Below are 17,561 nucleotides of genomic sequence, written 5' to 3' on the forward strand. Positions count from 1 at the left end.
GGAGGCTGCTGGGTCACGATCGCTGGCCGTCGAGCCGGGGGTGGCTGGGCCGGCTGGGGTGCCGCTCGTGGCGGGCTGGCTGGGTGGGCTGCTGGGGGAATGGTCGGAGGTTCTGCTGGCTGGGGTGTCGCGTGTACCGGACCGGTTGGCTGGGCTCCTAGGGGGATGGCCCGAGGACCTGCTGGGCGGGTGGAGGGTGGGGTGGGTCCTGTTGGGGGGTCTGGGGTCGTGGTGTGGGGGAGCAGGCGGATGGGGTGGTCGGGGAGGAGTGACAGGGGGTTTTGGTACTCGGTTGCTTTGAGGAGGCCCCAGTGGAGGCAGGGGTGGGGTGGGCAGTGGGTGCCGGCTGCTGAGAGGTGGGCGATGGGGGTGCCGGGGGCGACTGGGGTGCCGACCGGGAGTTGAGGGATCACGGGCTCGTAGGTCGTGCGGAGTTGGCCGTGGGTGACGACGATGACGCCGCGGCCGGCGAGCGTGCCGGAGTACGTGATGGTGCCGGGGGTGGCGGAGAGGACCTGTTGGCCGGTGGTGCCGGCCAGGTCGACGCCGCGGTGGCCGGGGAGCCAAGGTTTGGCGGGAAGGTCGAAGCCGCGGACGACCTCGGGGCGTGGGTGCAGCGGCCAGACGGCGTCGGGGGGTTCGGTGACGGAGGCCGGGCGGGCCTGTAGCTCGGTGGTGGCGGCTGGGCGTGCCTGTAGCTCGGTGGTGGAGGCTGGGCGTGCCTGTAGCTCGGTGGTGGAGGCTGGGCGTGCCTGTAGCTCGGTGGTGGAGGCCGGGTGGGCCTGTAGCTCGGTGGCGGAGGCTGGGTGGGTTGGGGACAGCCAGGTGGCGGTCGCCATGGTGAGGAAAGTGGCGGCGGTGAGGGCGTGTGGGAGCGTCTTGGCGGGAGGAAAGTCGGCGGGGAAGAGCCGGTGGGGTGGCCGGTGGGGTGTGGGGTGGGGGTTCATGCCTGAGAAGGTGCCGGGAAGCGGGGGTTTCGCAGCCGGGAAGTTGGTGGCTGTGGACAAGTGGGGCCGGTTCGCGTATCGCGGCTGGTCTCCCGTAGACTTTCGGTGGCGTCTCACGTGAGTGGGACGACTTCGCACGCCCGTATTCCGGAAGCTGACAGCAGGTGACGAGCCTGATGGCGGTCGGCGGGCGCACCTCTCGGTCCTGGGTTCACCCGGGATTGGTGCGCGCGGGCGTCAGGCGCGGCGGACCGTCCCGGTCCGGCGCGGGACAACCGAGACAGGCGTCTCCGGCTGAGCCGGAGCGCGACAGGAGGAACACCTCATGGCCGTCGTGACCATGAAGCAGCTGCTCGAGAGCGGCGTCCACTTCGGGCACCAGACCCGTCGCTGGAACCCCAAGATGAAGCGATTCATCTTCACCGAGCGCAACGGCATCTACATCATCGACCTGCAGCAGTCGCTGTCGTACATCGACCGCGCCTACGAGTTCGTCCGGAGCACCGTCGCCTCCGGCGGCGCGATCCTGTTCGTCGGCACCAAGAAGCAGGCCCAGGAAGCGATCGCCGAGCAGGCGACCCGGGTCGGCATGCCCTACGTGAACCAGCGCTGGCTGGGCGGCATGCTCACCAACTTCCAGACCGTCAACAAGCGGCTCCAGCGGCTCAAGGAGCTCGAGCTGCTGGACTTCGACGACGTCGCGGCCTCCGGTGTCACCAAGAAGGAGCTGCTGCAGAAGCGTCGCGAGCACGACAAGCTGCTCAAGACCCTCGGCGGTATCCGTGACATGGCCCGCGTTCCGGCCGCCGTCTGGATCGTCGACACCAAGAAGGAGCACCTCGCCGTCGACGAGGCGCGCAAGCTGAAGCTGCCGATCATCGGCATCCTGGACACCAACTGCGACCCGGACGAGGTCGACTTCCCGATCCCGGGCAACGACGACGCGATCCGTTCGGTCGGCCTGCTGACCCGCGTGGTCGCCGACGCCGTCGCCGACGGTCTGATGTCGCGCGGTGGCCAGGGTGCGGCCGCGGCCGGCGAGGAGCTGGGTGCCGAGGAGCCGCTGGCTGCCTGGGAGCGCGAGCTGCTGGAGAGCCAGAACGGCGCCACCACCGAGGCGAAGGCCGCTGAGGCGCCTGCCGCCGAGGCTCCGGCTGCCGAGGCGCCCGCTGCCGAAGCGCCTGCCGCTGAGGCTCCGGCCGCCGCGGCGGACGCGGTTGCCGAGCAGCCGCCGGTGGCGGAGTCCGCCGCGGTCGCCGAGACGATCGCGAAGGCCGACGACACCCCGGTCGAGGGCGCCGAGGCGCCGAAGACCGAGGCCTGATCGGTCTGTAGCCGCCGGGCGCAGGAGCTGGCCCCCGTACTGCGGAGGCCGGCGGCGGCGCCCGGCGACGAGCAACCGCCGGCCCCCGGCCGGGCAGCGAGCAAAGCCCGGCCCCGGCCGGACGGCGATCGAAGACCCGGCCCGACCGCCGGAAGCGACCAAGCCCCGGCCCAACCGCCGGACGCGATCAGTCGCCGGGCTCCGGCCCGGGCGGCGACAACCCACCAGCTGACGCACCACTCAAGACGAGAGATCGAGGAATGGCGAACTACACCGCCGCTGACGTGAAGAAGCTCCGCGACGCCACCGGCGCGGGCATGATGGACGCGAAGAAGGCGCTCGAGACCACCGACGGCGACTTCGACAAGGCGATCGAGGAGCTGCGCATCCACGGCGCGGCCAAGGCCGCCAAGCGTGGCGCCGAGCGCTCCGCCACCAACGGCCTGGTGGCCGCGGCGGAGAACGCGATGGTCCAGCTGAACTGCGAGACCGACTTCGTCGCCAAGAACGAGCAGTTCCAGCAGCTCGCGGCCGACATCGTCGCGCACGCCTCGGCCAGCAAGGTCGGCGACGTCGAGGGTCTGCTCGGCGAGAAGCTGGCCGACGGCAAGAGCGTCGCCGAGAACATCGAGGCCTTGGCCGCGGTGATCGGCGAGAAGCTCGAGCTCGGCAAGGTCGCCGTCTTCGACGGCAAGGTCGCCGCGTACATGCACAAGCGTGCCGCCGACCTGCCGGCCCAGGTGGGCGTGCTGGTCGAGTTCGAGGGCGACAACATCGACGCCGCCCGCGGCGCGGCCATGCAGGCCGCCGCGATGCGCCCGCTGTACACCACCCGCGACGAGGTCCCGGCCGAGACGGTCGAGAGCGAGAAGCGGATCGCCGAGGCGACCGCCCGCGAGGAGGGCAAGCCGGAGCAGGCGCTGCCGAAGATCGTCGAAGGCCGGGTGAACGGCTTCTTCAAGGACGTCGTGCTGCTCGAGCAGGCGTCGGTCCAGGAGAGCAAGAAGACCGTGAAGGCCGTGCTGGACGAGGCCGGCGTGACCGTCAAGCGGTTCGCTCGCTTCGAGGTCGGAGCCTGACGGCTCAGCGACCACTGCTAGGCAAGACAATCGACGAGGAGGCCGGAGTCGTGACGGAAACCCTGGGTACCGAGACGAATCCGGCCTCTTCGCCGTTCGATCCGGCCTATCACCGGGTGCTGCTGAAGCTGTCGGGTGAGGTGTTCGGCGGCGGCAAGCTCGGCGTCGACCCCGACGTGGTGAACTCGATCGCCAAGCAGATCGCCGAGGTGGTCCGGGCCGGAGTACAGGTCGCCGTGGTGGTCGGCGGCGGCAACTTCTTCCGCGGCGCCGAACTGCAGCAACTGGGGATGGAGCGCAACCGCGCCGACTACATGGGCATGCTCGGCACGGTGATGAACTGCCTGGCGCTGCAGGACTTCCTGGAGAAGCTGGGCGTCGAGACCCGGGTCCAGACGGCGATCACGATGGGTCAGGTCGCCGAGCCCTACATCCCGCGCAAGGCGGACCGGCACCTGGCCAAGGGCCGGGTGGTGATCTTCGGTGCCGGGTCCGGCATGCCGTACTTTTCCACCGACACCGTCGCCGCCCAGCGCGCGCTGGAGATCGGCGCCGAGGCGCTGCTGATGGGCAAGCAGGGCGTCGACGGGGTCTACGACTCCGACCCGAAGAAGAATCCCGACGCGGTCAAGTTCGACCAGCTGTCGTACGACGACTTCCTGGCCCGCGGGCTGCGGGTCGCCGACGCGACCGCGATCAGCCTGGCCCGCGACAACGCGCTGCCGATCGTCATCTTCGGTCTCGAGGAGGGCAACATCGCCCGCGTCGTCCGGGGCGAGAAGATCGGTACGGTCGTCTCACCGGGTCAGTAGCCCGTTGCACTAAGATCGCGGCCAACACACGGGCCGATGTCCGTTATCTGGTAAACCAGCGTTCGTAGGGTTGGAGCGGCCGCACTGACGCGGCCCCGAGGAAGCGAGGAATGTCGTGATCGACCAAGCACTCCGCGAAGCCGAGCAGAAGATGGCGAAGGCCGTGGAGGTCGCCAAGGACGACTTCGCCGCGATCCGCACCGGCCGGGCGCACCCGCAGATGTTCGCCGGCATCGTCGCCGACTACTACGGCAGCCCGACGCCGTTGCAGCAGCTGGCGGGTTTTCAGGTCCCGGAGCCCCGCACGGTGCTCATCTCGCCGTACGACAAGGGCGCGATGGCGGCGATCGAGAAGGCGATCCGCGACTCCGACCTGGGTGTGAACCCGGGCAACGACGGCTCGGTGATCCGGGTCGTGATGCCGCAGCTCACCGAGGAGCGGCGCAAGGAGTACATCAAGGTCGCCAAGACCAAGGCCGAGGAGGCCAAGGTCTCGGTGCGCAACATCCGCCGGCACGCCAAGGACGAGGTCGACAAGACCGTCAAGGGCGGCGACGTGGGCGAGGACGAGGGCAAGAGTGCTGAGAAGCGGCTCGATGGGATGACGAAGAAGTACGTCGACTCCATCGACGACCTGCTCAAGCACAAGGAAGCCGAACTGCTCGAGGTGTGATGGGCGTCGACCAGAGCACGCCCGTGCCGAGCCGGGCCGGGCGGAATCTGCCTGCCTCCATCGCGGTCGGACTCGCTCTCGGTGCGGTGATCGTCGGTTCGCTCTACTGGCAGAAGGTGCTCTTCATCTTCGTCGTGCTGGCCGCCGTCCTGGTGGCCGTCGACGAACTGGTGCGGGTCTTCCACACCAGCGGCGCGAAGCTGTTCCGGATCCCGCTGTTCGCCGGTACGACGGCGATGGTCGTCGCCGCGTACTTCGGGGGGCCGCTGGCCCTGCTGGTCGCGTTGGCCCTCTCGGTGCTGGCGACGATCTTCTGGCGGATGCCCCGCGGTGCGATCGGATTCGTCCGGGACGCCACCACCAGCGTGTTCCTGATCGCGTACGTGCCGATGCTGGCCGCGTTCGCGATCCTGCTGGTGCAGCCGGAGGCGGACGGCCCCGAGCGGGTGGTGACGTTCTTCCTCGTCGTGGTGGCCAGCGACGTCGGCGGCTATGTGGTCGGTGTGCTCTTCGGCAAGCACCCGATGGCACCGACGATCAGCCCGAAGAAGTCCTGGGAAGGGTTCACCGGCTCGACGCTGGCCTGTGTCGGCGCCGGGATCGGGTCCGTGGTGTGGCTGCTCGACGGTCACTGGTGGGTCGGCGCGATCGTCGGCGCGGTCGCGGTACTGACCGCGACGGTGGGCGATCTGGCCGAGTCGATGATCAAGCGCGATCTCGGCATCAAGGACATGTCGAACCTGCTGCCGGGTCACGGTGGCGTGATGGACCGGCTGGATTCCTTGCTGGCAACGGCTCCCGCGGTCTGGTTGCTGCTGCATCTACTCGTTTGACCTCGCCCCGCCGGTGGGGGTTGGCTGACGGTATGACGATTGCTCCTGACGGCCGTTCCCTGCTCGGTGACGTCGTCCGTCTCGACCGGCTGGTTGCCTCTGACATCGATCCGCTCTACGCCGCGATCGGCCACGAGGAGGTCTATGCCGGCGGCTTCGGCGGGGGCCCGGCTGGGTTGCCCGCCGACGTCGACCAGATGAGCGATCAGTGGGTCGCCTCATCGGCCCAGCGAGTTGCCTACGTGGTTCGCCTCGCGGCCGACAGCGCGCTGGGTGCCAAGGGCACCGTCGTCGGTACGTCGAGTCTCGGCGACGTCGACCTCGCCAACGAGTCGGTCCACCTCGGCTGGACTGCCTACGCGCCGGCCGTCTGGGGCACGGTCGTCAATCCGGCCTGCAAGTTCCTGATGCTGCAGCACGCCTTCGACTACTGCGGATTCGGCCGGGTGAAGATCCAGACAGGCCTCACCAACACTCGTTCCCAAGCGGCGATCGCCAAGCTCGGCGCCACCCGTGAGGGCGTACTGCGCAGGCACAAACGCCTGCCCGACGGCTCGTTCCGGGACACGGTCGTCTTCTCGATCCTCGCGGATGAGTGGCCGGACGTCCGCAAGCGCCTGCAGGCGAGGATCAGCGGCTAGCGAGACTCCGGAGCCCGGCCACCTCAGCGAGCAGCCGATACGACTCGAGGAGATCGCCGCGGTCGTACGTGTTGGTGGTGATCAGTACTTCGTCCGCCCCCGTCCGCTGCACCAGCCCGCCGAGTGCGGCATCCACCTCGGCCGGGGTGCCGTAAATCTGCCCGCTGAGCGACTGCTCGAAGAAGTTGCGCTCCTTGTCGGTCATGTCGAGCTGCAGCACCTCGTCGAGCGGCTGCAGCGGCGGGAACACCCCGCGGGTGCGTGAGTACGCGCTGGACCAGGCCTCAGGCAGGAGGAGCCGCCGAGCCTCCTCTGTGGTGGCAGCCACGGCCACTGTCGCCGCCAGTACGACGTACGGGCGGCTGGCCCAGGCGGACGGCTGGAAGGTGTCGCGATACCGCTGGAGGAGGCTGAGGAGTGCCTGCTCGCCCTTGACCCCCGCGATCACCAGGGGCAGGCCGAGGGAGGCTGCCAGCGCCGCGCCTTCCCCTACCGCCAGGATGAACGGCGGGACGCGCAGGCCCTCGCCTGGGCGCGCGTGGACCTGCGGATGGTTCTGCTGGTCGCCAGTGAAGTAGCCGAGCAGTTCCTGAACCTGTGAGCTGAAGTCCTCCGCCGCGTCCTTCTCGACTCCCAGCGCCCGGCGGATGCCGTTGGTGAAGCCCACCGACCGACCGAGTCCCATGTCGATCCGACCAGGAAACAGCGACTCCAGTACTCCGAACTGCTCCGCCACCACAAGCGGCTGGTGGTTCGGCAGCATCACCCCGCCGGTACCGACCCGGATGCGACTGGTCACCGACGCGACAGCCGCAGCCAGCACGGTCGGCGCAGAACCGACGACGCCGGGGACGCTGTGGTGCTCAGACACCCAGAACCGGCGATATCCGAGCTCCTCAACCTGCTGAGCGAGCCTGACCGTACCCCTCAGAGTCTCGGCCTCCGTCTCGCCGGAACGGGTTCGAGAGCGATCCAGGATCGACAAAGGCACACCGGTCAGCAACGGCTCGCGAACTGTGTCCATGATGCAAAGTCCAACGGCCACCCACAGAGACCCATTCCCAGATCAGGCGTCGGAGGTGTTCGGGGTCACTGATGTGAATTTGTGAATGGGGGTGGGGGCGGGCGACAATGTAGGGCGATGACTACCTCCCTCCCGCTTGTTTTCGATGAACCGCGCCGTGCCAAGAAGCCGCCGCGGCACCTGGCCGACCTCAGTGGGGAGGAGCGTCGTACCGCGGTGACGGCGCTCGGTGAGCCCGCGTTCCGGGCCAAGCAGCTGTCGAACCACTACTTCAGCAGGCTGACCGACAATCCCGCCGACATGACCGACCTGCCCGCCGCGACGCGGGACAAGCTGGTGGCCGAGTTGATGCCGCCGCTGCTCACCAAGGTCCGTGACATGGAGTGCGACAACGGGACCACCCGCAAGTCGCTGTGGAAGCTGCTCGACGGCTCGCTGGTCGAGTCAGTGCTGATGCGCTACACCGACCGTACGACCATGTGTGTCTCGAGCCAGGCCGGCTGCGGTATGGCCTGCCCGTTCTGCGCGACCGGCCAGGCCGGGTTGACCCGGAACATGAGCACCGCCGAGATCGTCGAGCAGGTTGTGGACGGCGCTCGGGCGCTGGCCCGGGGCGAGATCGCCGGCGGGCCCGGCCGGGTGAACAACATCGTCTTCATGGGCATGGGCGAGCCGATGGCCAACTACAAGGCCGTGATCGGCGCGGTCCGGCGGTTCACCGACCCGTCGCCGGAAGGACTCGGGATCTCGGCCCGCGGCGTGACCGTGTCGACCGTCGGTCTGGTGCCACGGATCAACCAGCTCGCGACCGAGGGCATCCCGGTGACGCTGGCGCTGTCCCTGCACGCGCCCGACGACGAACTGCGCGACGAACTGGTCCCGATCAACAACCGGTGGAAGGTCGACGAAGTACTCGACGCCGCCTGGGGTTACGCGCAGAAGACCAAGCGCCGCGTCTCGATCGAGTACGCGATGATCCGCGACATCAACGACCACGCCTGGCGCGCCGACCTGCTCGCGGAGAAGCTCGCCGCCCGCGGCGACTGGGGCTGGGTGCACGTCAACCTGATCCCGCTGAACCCGACCCCCGGCTCCAAGTGGACCGCCTCCGACCCGGCCGACGAACGCGAGTTCGTCCGCCGCCTGCAGGCCGGTGGCATCCCCACCACGGTCCGCGACACCCGCGGCCAGGAGATCGACGGCGCCTGCGGCCAGTTGGCCGCCGCGAACCGCGACTGATGGCCGAGCCGCTGTTCACCCGCGTCCGCTGGCGCGGTGGCTACGACATGGAGCAGGTCGACGCGTTCGTCGAGCGCCTGATGGCCACCGCAGAAGGCCGGCCCGTCGACCGCCCGGTGACCGCCGACGACATCCGCCAGGTGCAGTTCAGGAGCGTCCGCCTCGCCGAGGGCTACGACATGGAAGAGGTCGACAATTTCCTCGACCAGGCGGAAGGGCTTCTCAGGCGCTAGGCGCGCTAGAAGATCCGTACGGCGACCTCGGCCGGCGCCGCGAGCAACGATGTGATCTCGTCATCCAGCCGCACCAGCGTGACCGAGGCACCGGCCATGTCGAGTGAGGTGCAGTACTCGCCGACATAGCTGCGACCGACGGTGATGCCCCTGCCCGCCAGTTGCTCGTGGGCCCGACCGTAGGCGAGGTAGAGCTCGCTGATCGGCGTACCACCGAGGCCGTTGATCATCAGCGCGACGTTGTCGCCCCGCTCGTACGGCAGATCGGTGACGACGGCTTCGGTCAGTTCGTCGATGATGGTGTTCGCGTCGGCGAGCTTCTCCCGGCGGCGGCCGGGCTCGCCGTGGATGCCGACGCCGATCTCCATCTCGTCCGCACCGAGGTCGAACAGCGGGCTTCCCTTCGCCGGCGGAGTACAGGACGTGAGGGCCATGCCCATGGTGCGCGTCACCGAGTTCACCTTCTCGCCGATCCGGACCAGTTCGTCCAGTTCGGCGCCCGCCTCCGACGCGGCGCCGACCGCCTTGATGACGAAGAAGTTGCCGGCCACGCCGCGGCGCCCGACGGTGTAGGTCGAGTCGGACACCGCGACGTCGTCATCGACGATCAGGGTCTTGATCGTCACCCCGTCGGCCTCGGCCATCTCCCGGCCCATGTCGAAGCCCATCCGGTCGCCGGTGTAGTTGTTGACGATGTGCAGCACGCCTTTCGGCGACGCGAGCAGCTTGCTCGTCTCCAGCACGTAGTCCATCGGCGGCGCCGAGAACACGTCACCCGGGCAGGCGGCGTCCAGCATGCCCTTGCCGACGATCATCACGTGGGCCGGCTCGTGGCCGGAGCCGGATCCCTGCATGACGGAGACCTTGTCCGGGTTCGGCGCGTCCGTGCGCATGATCAGGTTGTACTCCGGGACGTACTTGAGCGTGTCCGGGTTCGCGAGGGCGAGGCCCTTGAGCATCTCCGGCACGAAATCCTTGGGAGCGTTCACGAACTTCTTCATGCTGGGTCTCCTTGCCACTCGTGCACCAATGCTTCGAACAGGACGGCGACCGCGGTCGCGCCGGCATCGACGCTGCCGATGCTGCGTTCGCCGGTGTAGGCGGCCCGCCCGCGGCGTGCCTGGAGCTTCGCGGTGTCGTCCGCGGTGGCCCTGGCGACGGCCGCGGCGGCCTGCAGGGTCGTGAGCGCGTCGTGCCCTTGGGCCACCTGGCGTTCGACCTCGTCGGTGGCGGGAACGAGCGAGTCCAGCAGCGTCTTCTCGCCGAGGCTCGCGCCGCCGCGGGCCATGATCCCCTCGGCCGCGGAGCGGAGCATCGCCACCGCGGTCGGTCCGTCCACCTCGGACTTCCCGGCCGTGACCGCGGCGGCGCGCAGGAACGCCGTACCCCAGATCGGTCCCGAGGTGCCACCGATGCGGCTGGTGACGACGACGGCGATCTTCTTGAGGAAGGTGGAGATGTCGGTGCGGTCGAAGCTGTCCCAGTCGTTCAGCACGATCTCGAAGCCACGGGCCAGCGAGTACCCGAAGTCGCCGTCGCCGACGACCGCGTCGAGATCGCCGAAATACTTCTCGTTCTCCACGGCCGTCCGGGCGATCGTGTGGACCACCCGCTCGACCGGCGATTTCGTCACCGGGTCGGTCACGGTTGCTGCCTCCGTTCAGTCGCAGGCAGCGTCGCCGCCAGGTCGGCAAGGGTGATGTAGGCGCGGGGTGTGGCCGGGCTGTGATTGGCCAGTACTGCGATCGGCTCGGCGCCCGGGTCGCCCAGCGAGTCGACGACGAATGCCGCGCCGGAGAAGTCCTCGTGCTCGGTGTAGCCGTTGACGGTCACGACGCAGGTGAGTCCCGCGTCGAGGGCGGCGGTGAGTCCGGGCCGCGAGTCCTCGACCGCGACCACCCGGTCGGCGGGTATCCCCAGGCGTTCCAGCGCCAGGAGGTAGATGTCCGGCGACGGCTTCTTGCGCGGCACGATGTCGCCGGCCAGGACGGTGAAGTCACGGGCCCGTGCGGTGCCGACGACGTGATCCAGGACCGCGCGGACCGACGGCTCGGCCGACGTCGACGCGATCGCGAGGACCCAGCCGGCGGCGTACGCCTCCTCGACGATCCGGCTGATCCCGGGCCGGGCCGGCAGCGCACCGGCGGCGACCATCGCGGTGTAGATCTCGGTCTTCCGCTTGTGCCACTGGGCAACGGCCTGCGCCTGGCCGTCGGGATCGGGTGGCAGTCCGGCCTCGGCGACGAACGACGGGGTCAGCAGGCTGGCCATCCGCTCTTTGCCGCCACCGATGCGGAGTTTCTCGCCGTACTCCTCCTCGGTCCATCGCACCGGGAGCCCGAACTCGGCGAAGGTCTGGTTGAACGCCGGGAGGTGGCCGAAGCGTTCGGTGTCGGCGAGCGTGCCGTCGACGTCGAAGACGACGGCGAACCGGTCCCCGGCATCGGACACCGTGCTCACCAGGCCTTTCCGGTGCTGCCGAAGCGGTCGGTGAGACCGGTGACGAGGTCGATCACGGTGTGGCGGACGTGGCTGAACAGCGACGGTGGGTCCCACGCGTCACGCGCCTCGGCGTCGCGCAGGTACTCGAGATTCGCCTTCATGTACTGGATCTTCAGGGCGGTGGAGATGTTCACCTTCGCGCAGCCGCGCGCGATCAGGTCCTGGAACTGCGCGTCCGTCATCCCGCTGCCGCCGTGCAAGGCGATCGGGATGCCGGCGGCCTCGACCAGGTCGGTGACCCGCTGGCCGTCCAGTTCCGGCGCGCTCGAGTAGATGCCGTGCGCGTTGCCGATCGAGGGCGCGAAGACGTCGACCCCCGTCGCCTCGATGAAGGTCAGCGACACCTCGAGCGTCTGCCGCTTCGACTCCTCGTCGGAACCGTGGTCGTCCTCGACGCCGGTGATCGACTCGATCTCGCCCTCGACGTGGGCGCCGACGGCGTGGGCCTCGCGGACCACCTCGATGGTCTGCCGCTGGTTCTCCTCGACCGGCAGCGCGGAGGCGTCGAACAGGACCGAGTTCCAGCCCTTGGCCAGGCAGTCGGTGATCACCGAGCGGTCCGGGCAGTGATCCAGATGCAGCGCCACCGGCACCTCGATGCCCGCGGTCATGCCGCGCCACATCGCCATCAGCACGTCCGCGCCGACCGACCGGACGGTCTTGACCGATGTCTGGACGATCATCGGTGAGCGCTGCTCGACCGCCGCCGCGAGCACGGCCTCGAGGGTCAGGTCGTTGACGATGTTGATCGCCGGCACCCCGTAGCGGTCGGCCAGTGCCCGATCGACGATCTCCTTCAGCGGTACGACAGCCATGCCGGACACCTCCAGCGCGCCAAGGTCTGCTGCAGGGGTAACGCTAGGAGAACCGACCGCCGGGTGACATTCGGGAAATCACCCGTCTGTTGTGGGGGATCTCCCTACCGCGCGGGATCGTCAGCCCAGATGGCCGTGGGAGGCCGCGATCAACTCCGAGCGGCTCCGTACTCCGGTCTTGCGCAACACCGCGCCGACGTGTTTCTCGACGGTCTTCACGGCGATCACCAGGCGCTCGGCGATCGCCCGGTCCGGAAGCCCCTGCTGCACGAGCGCGCGGACCTCCCGCTCGCGTGCGGTCAGCCCCTCCGTGTTGGGGTCGCTCGCGAGCCGGCCCTCCCAGACCTCACCGCGCGGCACGATCGACTCACCCCGTGCGGCCGCGGCCACCGCCCGGGCGAGCGCAGCACCGTCCGCCGAGGCTTCGACGCATCCGTGGGCACCCGCCAGGAGCAGGTCGACCACCGCCTGGTGGTCACCGGGTGGGCAGACCGCGATCACCGCGGGCGCGGGCTCGGACTGGGCCAGCGCGCGGATCAACTCCCTCGCGCCGTCGGTGAGGTCGGTCGCGACGATCGCCACCGCGGGTCGCAGCGCCGCCGTCGAGTCCATCGCCTCGGTGATCGTGGCGGCCTCGCCTACCACCGAGAGGGCCGGTTCGGACCAGGCGAGCAGGCGGGACAGCCCGGCCCGCAGTATCGGCTGCTCGGCGACCACCAGCACGTCTACTCGTGAATCGTCCGCCGCGACCGTGCGCTGGTACGGGAACCAGGCGCGGATGCTGGTGCCCCAGCCTGGCATTGAATCCAAGGAGAGCGATCCGCCGACCGCGTGAGCCAGTTCGCTCATGCGGCGCAGCCCGAGGCCGGTCCTGTGCTCGTCGGGTTCATGGAGACCTTGCCCCGCGGCGAAGCCCTGCCCGTCGTCCTGGACCAGCAGGGAGAGCGACGCCGACTCGTGGACGAGGCCGACCCTGACGGTTTTCGCCCGCGAGTGCTGCACGATGTTCGTGATCGCCTCCTGCGCGATGCGCAGAACCTGCTCCGCGAGTGCCTGGTCGAGCGACACCGGCGTCCCGGCCACCACGAGGCGAGCGTCGAGCCCCCTGGCTCGCGCCGCCCAGCCGAGCTCGGACCGCAGTACGTCCTCGAGGCTGTGGCCCTCCAGGGGCGAGACACCAGCGCCGAGGAGTGCCCGACGGATCGAGGCGACCGTGTCCCTGGCCGACGTCTGAGCCTGGCGGAGGTGATCTGCGAGTTCGCCGTCAGCGGGCGCCAGCCGCTCCGCGGTCTCCAGCCCGGAGAGCATCTCGTCGAGCCCCTGGGCGAGGAGGTCGTGCACCTCGTCGAGGAGCCGCTCCCGCTCGGCCGCGGCGGCATGGAGCCGGGCTCGCTCCTCCGCTGCCTCGTACGAGTTGGCGTTCACCAGGGCCACCGTCGCGTGCTTGGCAAACATCCGCAGCAGATCGGCGTCGGCCCGGTCGAACCTGCGGGACTCGTCCCGGGAGAACACGACGCAGGCGCCGATGATCCGGCCGCGCCACTCCAGCGGCACCCCGATCACCCCTTTGAGAGTCGCCCGGTCCTCGTCGCTGATGTGGCCGCCGGCGACGTCGTCGTACCGGTCGAACCAGACCGGGCCGCGCCGGCGGACGACCTCGCCGGTCATCCCCTCGCCGAGCGGGAACACCTGGCCCGACTGACACCGGATGCCGATGTCGGCCTGTTTGCGGTAGGTGCCTGCCGCCTCGTCGACGCTCGAGATCGAGCCGGCGGAACAGCCCATCAGTTCGGTGCAGCGGCGCAGGATCCGCTCCAGCAACGGTTGCAGCAGCAGTTCGCCGGCGAGATCCTCGGCGACCGCGTTCAACGCCTCGACCCGAGCGGCCAGCGTCGAACCGGACCGGACAGCCCCGTCGTGGACAGTCACCGCCTAGCCTCCCTCCCGGACGCGCCGAGCCAGAATCCTGTGATCGCGTGGATTCCTGTGTAGCACAGGCCGCTGAGGTCAGCAGTTTCGTGAGCAGACGACGAGTCAGCGGGTGACCAGCTTGGCGGCTTCCTCGATGGTGTCGACCAGGTGGAGTGAGGCGGCCATCGGGCGGTCGTTGGCGAGGCTCTGGAGCAGCGGCCAGACCGGGAGGCGAGACGTCCAGTGCTCGACGTCCACCAGGATCATCGGGATCTGAGTGGCTGGGTCGCCGTAGAAGTTCGGGGTGACGGCCTGGAAGATCTCCTGGACGGTGCCGGCGGCTCCGGGGAGGTAGATGATGCCGCCGCGGGCGCGGCTGAGGAGGACATCCTCGCGGAGGGCGTTGGAGAAGTACTTCGCGATCGAGGTCGCGAACACGTTCGGCGGCTCATGTCCGTAGAACCAGGTCGGGATGGAGACGCCACCTTCGCCCGGGAAGTCCCGGCGTACGGCCAGCCCTGCCATGGCCCACGACGCGATCGACGGGCGGAACGAGGGCACCGCGGCCAGAGCGGTGAGAGCGGCCTCGACCGCGGCATCGTCGTACGACGCCAGGCTGGAGCCGAGGTTCGCGGCCTCCATCGCGCCCGGGCCACCGCCAGTGGCGACGGTCAGACCGATGCGAGCGAGGGTGCGGCCGAGCAGGACGGCGGACTTGTACGTCGGCGAGGCGCGGGCGATCCCGTGTCCACCCATCACCCCGATCCACGGCTTACCCTCGGGGAGTTCGTGCAGAGCGTCCGCGATCGAGTGGTCGTGCAGTGCGGCTGCCAGGGTGCGGCTGGTGTCGCCCTTCTCGTCGTGCTGCCGGGACCACGCGTAGATCTGCGCGTCTGGAGTCGCCTCGTAGCCGCCTGACAGGCCCGCATAGAGCTCCTCGGCGGCGTACAGGGTGCCCCGGTAGGGATCGAAGGGCAGCGCCGGGATCGCTGGGAAGATCAAGCCGCCACCGTCGCGGATCCAGACCGCCGCGGTCTCTTCCAGCGGGCAACCGAGGAACAGCGAGCCCATCGGGGACAGGTGGAGCAACACCGACGTACGGCCGCTGAGGTCCACCGACTGGACCCGCCAGCCTGCCATCGAGGTCGCTCCGGCGGCGATCACCTGATCGAAGTGGTCCAGGGACTCGATGTCGACGTGCGGAATGCTCGGCATGGTCACGGAGAGCATCTTAAGAGGCGCCCACTATCACCGGCCGGACCTGATGAGGTATTGCTAAGACATGACACATGCGGAGCTGTGGGAGCGTCACAAGGCCGTCATGCCGGACTGGCTCGCGTTGTACTACGAGGAGCCGATCGAGATCGTCAAGGGATCCGGTCGCCGGGTCACCGACGGTGAGGGCAAGGAGTACATCGATTTCTTCGCCGGCATCCTGACCAACGCGATCGGCTACGACATCGCCGAGATCTCCGATGCCGTCCGCGAGCAACTCGGCAGCGGCATCGCGCACACCTCCACCGTCTACCTGATCCGGCGCCAGATCGAGCTGGCCGAGAAGATCGCCGAGCTGTCCGGCATCCCGGACGCCAAGGTCTTCTTCACCAACTCCGGCACCGAGGCGAACGAGGCGGCCCTGCTGTTCGCCACCCAGAAGCGCCGCTCGAACCAGGTCCTGGCGATGCGCAACTCGTACCACGGCCGCGGCTTCGGCACCGTCGCGATCACCGGCAACCGCGGCTGGTCCGCGAGCAGCCTGTCGCCGGTGAACGTGCAGTACGTCCAGGGCGCGTACCGCTACCGCAGCCCGTTCAAGGACCTGCCGGACGCCGAGTACATCAAGGTCTGCGTGGACGACCTCCGCAACGTCATCGAGACCGGTACGGCGGGTGACGTCGCCTGCCTGATCGTCGAGCCGATCCAGGGCGTCGGCGGGTTCTCCTCCCCACCCGACGGCCTGTACGCCGCGTTCAAGGAGGTGCTCGACGAGTTCGGCATCCTGCTGATCTCCGACGAGGTCCAGACCGGCTGGGGACGCACCGGCGAGCACTTCTGGGGGATCCAGGCGCACGACGTCGTACCGGACGCGATGACGTTCGCGAAGGGTCTCGGCAACGGGTTCGCCATCGGCGGCGTGGTCGCCCGGCCCGAGCTGATGGACAGCCTGAGCGCGAACTCGCTGTCGACGTTCGGCGGCAACCCGATCTCGACCAGCGCGGCCAAGGCGACGATCGAGTACCTGGTCGACAACGATTTGCAGGCCAACGCGGCCAAGCGCGGCGCGCAGTTGATGGACGGCCTGCGCGGGATCTCCGAGGAGTTCCCCGAGATCGGCGACGTCCGGGGCAAGGGCCTGATGCTCGCCGCCGAGATCGTCGACCCGGAGAACGACAAGCCCGACGCGAAGACCACCGCCACGCTGCAGCAGGAGACCAAGAACCGCGGCCTGCTGGTCGGCAAGGGCGGCCTCTACGGCAACGTGCTGCGGATGGCTCCGCCGATGACGCTGACCGAGGAGGAGACCACCGAGGCGATCGAGATCCTCCGCGACTCCTTCAACTCGCTGCGCTGAACCAACCGGAAACCGCTGCGCTGAGCTAACCGGCCGTCGCGTGGTCGGCGAGAACCTCGTCGATCACGCGACGGTTCATCGCGGCGTTCCCGGCGTCGGTGTCGATGACACCGGCCAGCACGATCAAGGCCTTCCAGAGCGCCCAGCCGCGGGCCCGCGCCCAGGTGCCGGCGTCCTGATCGACCGTACTGCGGAACGCGTCCCGGCTGGCCCCGCTGAACATCGTCCACGCGATCACCAGATCACAAGCCGGATCACCCACCCCGGACGTGCCGAAGTCGATCACCGCCGTCAGGTGCCCGGTCTTGTCGACGAGCAGATTCCCCTGCGCGATGTCACCGTGGAACCACGTCATCGGTCCGTCCCAGGTCGACGACAAGGCGGCGTCCCACACCACGGCGGCCGCCTCGGTGTCCACGTGCCCCTCGAGCGCGGTGAGCGCGCGGCGGGTCTCGTCGTCGTAGTGAACAGGCGGCGCACCCCGGTAGAAGCTGTGCGCGGCAGCCACCGGCCCGCCGACCGGATCACACCGCTGCAGCGCCCGGATGAACTCCGCCACCGACACCGCGAACCCAGTCAGGTCCGGGATGCGATCAACGTCGGCTGTCTCGCCGTCCAACCACCGCCGAACCGACCAGTTGAAGGCATATCCCTCACCTGGAACACCCTTGCCCACGGGCTCAGGCACAGCGACCGGTAGGTGCGGAGCGAGCAGCGGGAGCCACTCGTCTTCCTTGTCGACAGCCGGCGCGTAGGCAGCCGCCGTCGGCAGCCGGGCCGTCAGCGAGTCGCCGAGCCGGTACGTGCGGTTGTCCCACCCGTCGATCTTGACCGGCGAGACCGGCAGATCGCTCCACTGCGGGAACTGCGCCTTGACCAGCCGCTTCACCAGCGCTGCGTCGATTCCCGCGCGACCATCGTCCTGAACCATTCCGGCAGTCTCCGAGCCGGAGAGG

At 69.1% G+C, this 17,561-nt stretch carries 18 protein-coding genes; 9 read left to right on the top strand and 9 right to left on the bottom strand.

The annotated features are described in order from the left end of the window. Positions 1-947: M23 family metallopeptidase (locus ABD255_RS15610; protein ID WP_344214350.1), on the bottom strand; the 947-nt coding region annotated here is incomplete at its 3' end. A 325-nt stretch (positions 948-1,272) separates the two neighbouring features. Here ABD255_RS15610 and rpsB point away from each other — a divergent pair. From rpsB to ABD255_RS15640, 6 genes are all read left to right on the top strand, one after another. Continuing rightward, positions 1,273-2,271, top strand: coding sequence for a 30S ribosomal protein S2 (rpsB, locus tag ABD255_RS15615; RefSeq protein WP_344214352.1), 999 nt, complete (start codon positions 1,273-1,275; stop codon positions 2,269-2,271). Positions 2,272-2,531: 260 nt separating this feature from the next. Next, positions 2,532-3,350 (top strand): translation elongation factor Ts, encoded by an 819-nt coding sequence (tsf, locus tag ABD255_RS15620; protein ID WP_344214353.1) that lies wholly within the window; start codon positions 2,532-2,534, stop codon positions 3,348-3,350. Between the two features lie 50 nt (positions 3,351-3,400). Next, positions 3,401-4,162 carry a UMP kinase gene (gene pyrH / locus ABD255_RS15625; protein WP_344214355.1) on the top strand — a complete coding sequence of 254 codons (762 nt, stop codon included), beginning with the start codon at positions 3,401-3,403 and terminating at the stop codon, positions 4,160-4,162. Between the two features lie 118 nt (positions 4,163-4,280). After that, the gene (gene frr / locus ABD255_RS15630) at positions 4,281-4,835 is read left to right on the top strand and encodes a ribosome recycling factor (protein ID WP_425554432.1); all 555 of its coding nucleotides are present in this window, start codon (positions 4,281-4,283) and stop codon (positions 4,833-4,835) included. Continuing rightward, positions 4,835-5,668, top strand: a complete 834-nt coding sequence (locus tag ABD255_RS15635) for a phosphatidate cytidylyltransferase (RefSeq protein WP_344214359.1) — start codon at positions 4,835-4,837, stop codon at positions 5,666-5,668. The genes frr and ABD255_RS15635 overlap by 1 nt, the downstream gene beginning before the upstream one ends. 32 nt (positions 5,669-5,700) lie before the next feature. After that, positions 5,701-6,309 carry a GNAT family N-acetyltransferase gene (locus tag ABD255_RS15640; protein ID WP_344214361.1) on the top strand — a complete coding sequence of 203 codons (609 nt, stop codon included), beginning with the start codon at positions 5,701-5,703 and terminating at the stop codon, positions 6,307-6,309. On the opposite strand, the gene ABD255_RS15645 is transcribed toward ABD255_RS15640, so the two are convergent. Beyond that, entirely contained in the window at positions 6,299-7,333 is a 1,035-nt protein-coding gene (locus ABD255_RS15645; protein ID WP_344214363.1) for an LLM class flavin-dependent oxidoreductase, read from the bottom strand. The genes ABD255_RS15640 and ABD255_RS15645 overlap by 11 nt on opposite strands. 117 nt (positions 7,334-7,450) lie before the next feature. On the opposite strand from ABD255_RS15645, the gene rlmN reads away from it, so the two are divergent. Next, positions 7,451-8,572 (top strand): dual-specificity RNA methyltransferase RlmN, encoded by a 1,122-nt coding sequence (rlmN, locus tag ABD255_RS15650; protein ID WP_344214365.1) that lies wholly within the window; start codon positions 7,451-7,453, stop codon positions 8,570-8,572. After that, positions 8,572-8,805 (top strand): DivIVA domain-containing protein, encoded by a 234-nt coding sequence (locus ABD255_RS15655; protein ID WP_344214367.1) that lies wholly within the window; start codon positions 8,572-8,574, stop codon positions 8,803-8,805. Before rlmN ends, ABD255_RS15655 begins: the two co-directional genes overlap by 1 nt. A gap of 5 nt (positions 8,806-8,810) precedes the next feature. Here the strand turns inward: ABD255_RS15655 and dhaK are convergent, their stop codons facing one another. The 6 genes from dhaK to ABD255_RS15685 all read right to left on the bottom strand — a co-directional run bounded on the left by dhaK (position 8,811) and on the right by ABD255_RS15685 (position 15,248). Continuing rightward, positions 8,811-9,806: a dihydroxyacetone kinase subunit DhaK gene (gene dhaK / locus ABD255_RS15660; protein ID WP_344214369.1), complete on the bottom strand. Its 996-nt coding sequence runs from the start codon at positions 9,804-9,806 to the stop codon at positions 8,811-8,813. After that, complete coding sequence (gene dhaL, locus ABD255_RS15665; RefSeq protein ID WP_344214371.1) at positions 9,803-10,450, bottom strand: dihydroxyacetone kinase subunit DhaL; 648 nt, start codon at positions 10,448-10,450, stop codon at positions 9,803-9,805. Before dhaL ends, dhaK begins: the two co-directional genes overlap by 4 nt. Next, positions 10,447-11,265: an HAD-IA family hydrolase gene (locus tag ABD255_RS15670; protein ID WP_344214372.1), complete on the bottom strand. Its 819-nt coding sequence runs from the start codon at positions 11,263-11,265 to the stop codon at positions 10,447-10,449. The genes dhaL and ABD255_RS15670 overlap by 4 nt, the downstream gene beginning before the upstream one ends. Continuing rightward, positions 11,262-12,122: a class II fructose-bisphosphate aldolase gene (locus ABD255_RS15675; protein WP_344214373.1), complete on the bottom strand. Its 861-nt coding sequence runs from the start codon at positions 12,120-12,122 to the stop codon at positions 11,262-11,264. The genes ABD255_RS15670 and ABD255_RS15675 overlap by 4 nt, the downstream gene beginning before the upstream one ends. Before the next feature lie 120 nt (positions 12,123-12,242). Further along, positions 12,243-14,051: a hybrid sensor histidine kinase/response regulator gene (locus tag ABD255_RS15680; RefSeq protein WP_344214374.1), complete on the bottom strand. Its 1,809-nt coding sequence runs from the start codon at positions 14,049-14,051 to the stop codon at positions 12,243-12,245. 105 nt (positions 14,052-14,156) lie between these two features. Beyond that, positions 14,157-15,248, bottom strand: coding sequence for an SLOG cluster 4 domain-containing protein (locus ABD255_RS15685; protein WP_344214734.1), 1,092 nt, complete (start codon positions 15,246-15,248; stop codon positions 14,157-14,159). A gap of 67 nt (positions 15,249-15,315) precedes the next feature. On the opposite strand from ABD255_RS15685, the gene ABD255_RS15690 reads away from it, so the two are divergent. Then, on the top strand, positions 15,316-16,605 hold the full coding sequence (locus tag ABD255_RS15690; protein WP_344214375.1) for an aspartate aminotransferase family protein: 1,290 nt from the start codon (positions 15,316-15,318) through the stop codon (positions 16,603-16,605). A gap of 25 nt (positions 16,606-16,630) precedes the next feature. Here the strand turns inward: ABD255_RS15690 and ABD255_RS15695 are convergent, their stop codons facing one another. After that, positions 16,631-17,536: an aminoglycoside phosphotransferase family protein gene (locus tag ABD255_RS15695; RefSeq protein WP_344214377.1), complete on the bottom strand. Its 906-nt coding sequence runs from the start codon at positions 17,534-17,536 to the stop codon at positions 16,631-16,633. Between the last annotated feature and the right edge of the window lie 25 nt (positions 17,537-17,561).

The sequence above is a fragment of the Kribbella sancticallisti genome (assembly GCF_039530625.1).
In the GTDB taxonomy this organism is placed as follows: domain Bacteria; phylum Actinomycetota; class Actinomycetes; order Propionibacteriales; family Kribbellaceae; genus Kribbella; species Kribbella sancticallisti.

Excerpts from the sequence above, each read along its gene's own strand:
- ABD255_RS15645 (WP_344214363.1), bottom strand. The coding sequence starts at position 7,333 with ATGGACACAGTTCGCGAGCCGTTGCTGACCGGTGTGCCTTTGTCGATC.
- ABD255_RS15640 (WP_344214361.1), top strand. The coding sequence starts at position 5,701 with ATGACGATTGCTCCTGACGGCCGTTCCCTGCTCGGTGACGTCGTCCGT.
- rpsB (WP_344214352.1), top strand. The coding sequence starts at position 1,273 with ATGGCCGTCGTGACCATGAAGCAGCTGCTCGAGAGCGGCGTCCACTTC.
- ABD255_RS15635 (WP_344214359.1), top strand. The coding sequence starts at position 4,835 with ATGGGCGTCGACCAGAGCACGCCCGTGCCGAGCCGGGCCGGGCGGAAT.
- ABD255_RS15675 (WP_344214373.1), bottom strand. The coding sequence starts at position 12,122 with ATGGCTGTCGTACCGCTGAAGGAGATCGTCGATCGGGCACTGGCCGAC.
- dhaK (WP_344214369.1), bottom strand. The coding sequence starts at position 9,806 with ATGAAGAAGTTCGTGAACGCTCCCAAGGATTTCGTGCCGGAGATGCTC.
- rlmN (WP_344214365.1), top strand. The coding sequence starts at position 7,451 with ATGACTACCTCCCTCCCGCTTGTTTTCGATGAACCGCGCCGTGCCAAG.
- tsf (WP_344214353.1), top strand. The coding sequence starts at position 2,532 with ATGGCGAACTACACCGCCGCTGACGTGAAGAAGCTCCGCGACGCCACC.
- ABD255_RS15690 (WP_344214375.1), top strand. The coding sequence starts at position 15,316 with ATGACACATGCGGAGCTGTGGGAGCGTCACAAGGCCGTCATGCCGGAC.
- ABD255_RS15655 (WP_344214367.1), top strand. The coding sequence starts at position 8,572 with ATGGCCGAGCCGCTGTTCACCCGCGTCCGCTGGCGCGGTGGCTACGAC.
- ABD255_RS15685 (WP_344214734.1), bottom strand. The coding sequence starts at position 15,248 with ATGCCGAGCATTCCGCACGTCGACATCGAGTCCCTGGACCACTTCGAT.
- ABD255_RS15695 (WP_344214377.1), bottom strand. The coding sequence starts at position 17,536 with ATGGTTCAGGACGATGGTCGCGCGGGAATCGACGCAGCGCTGGTGAAG.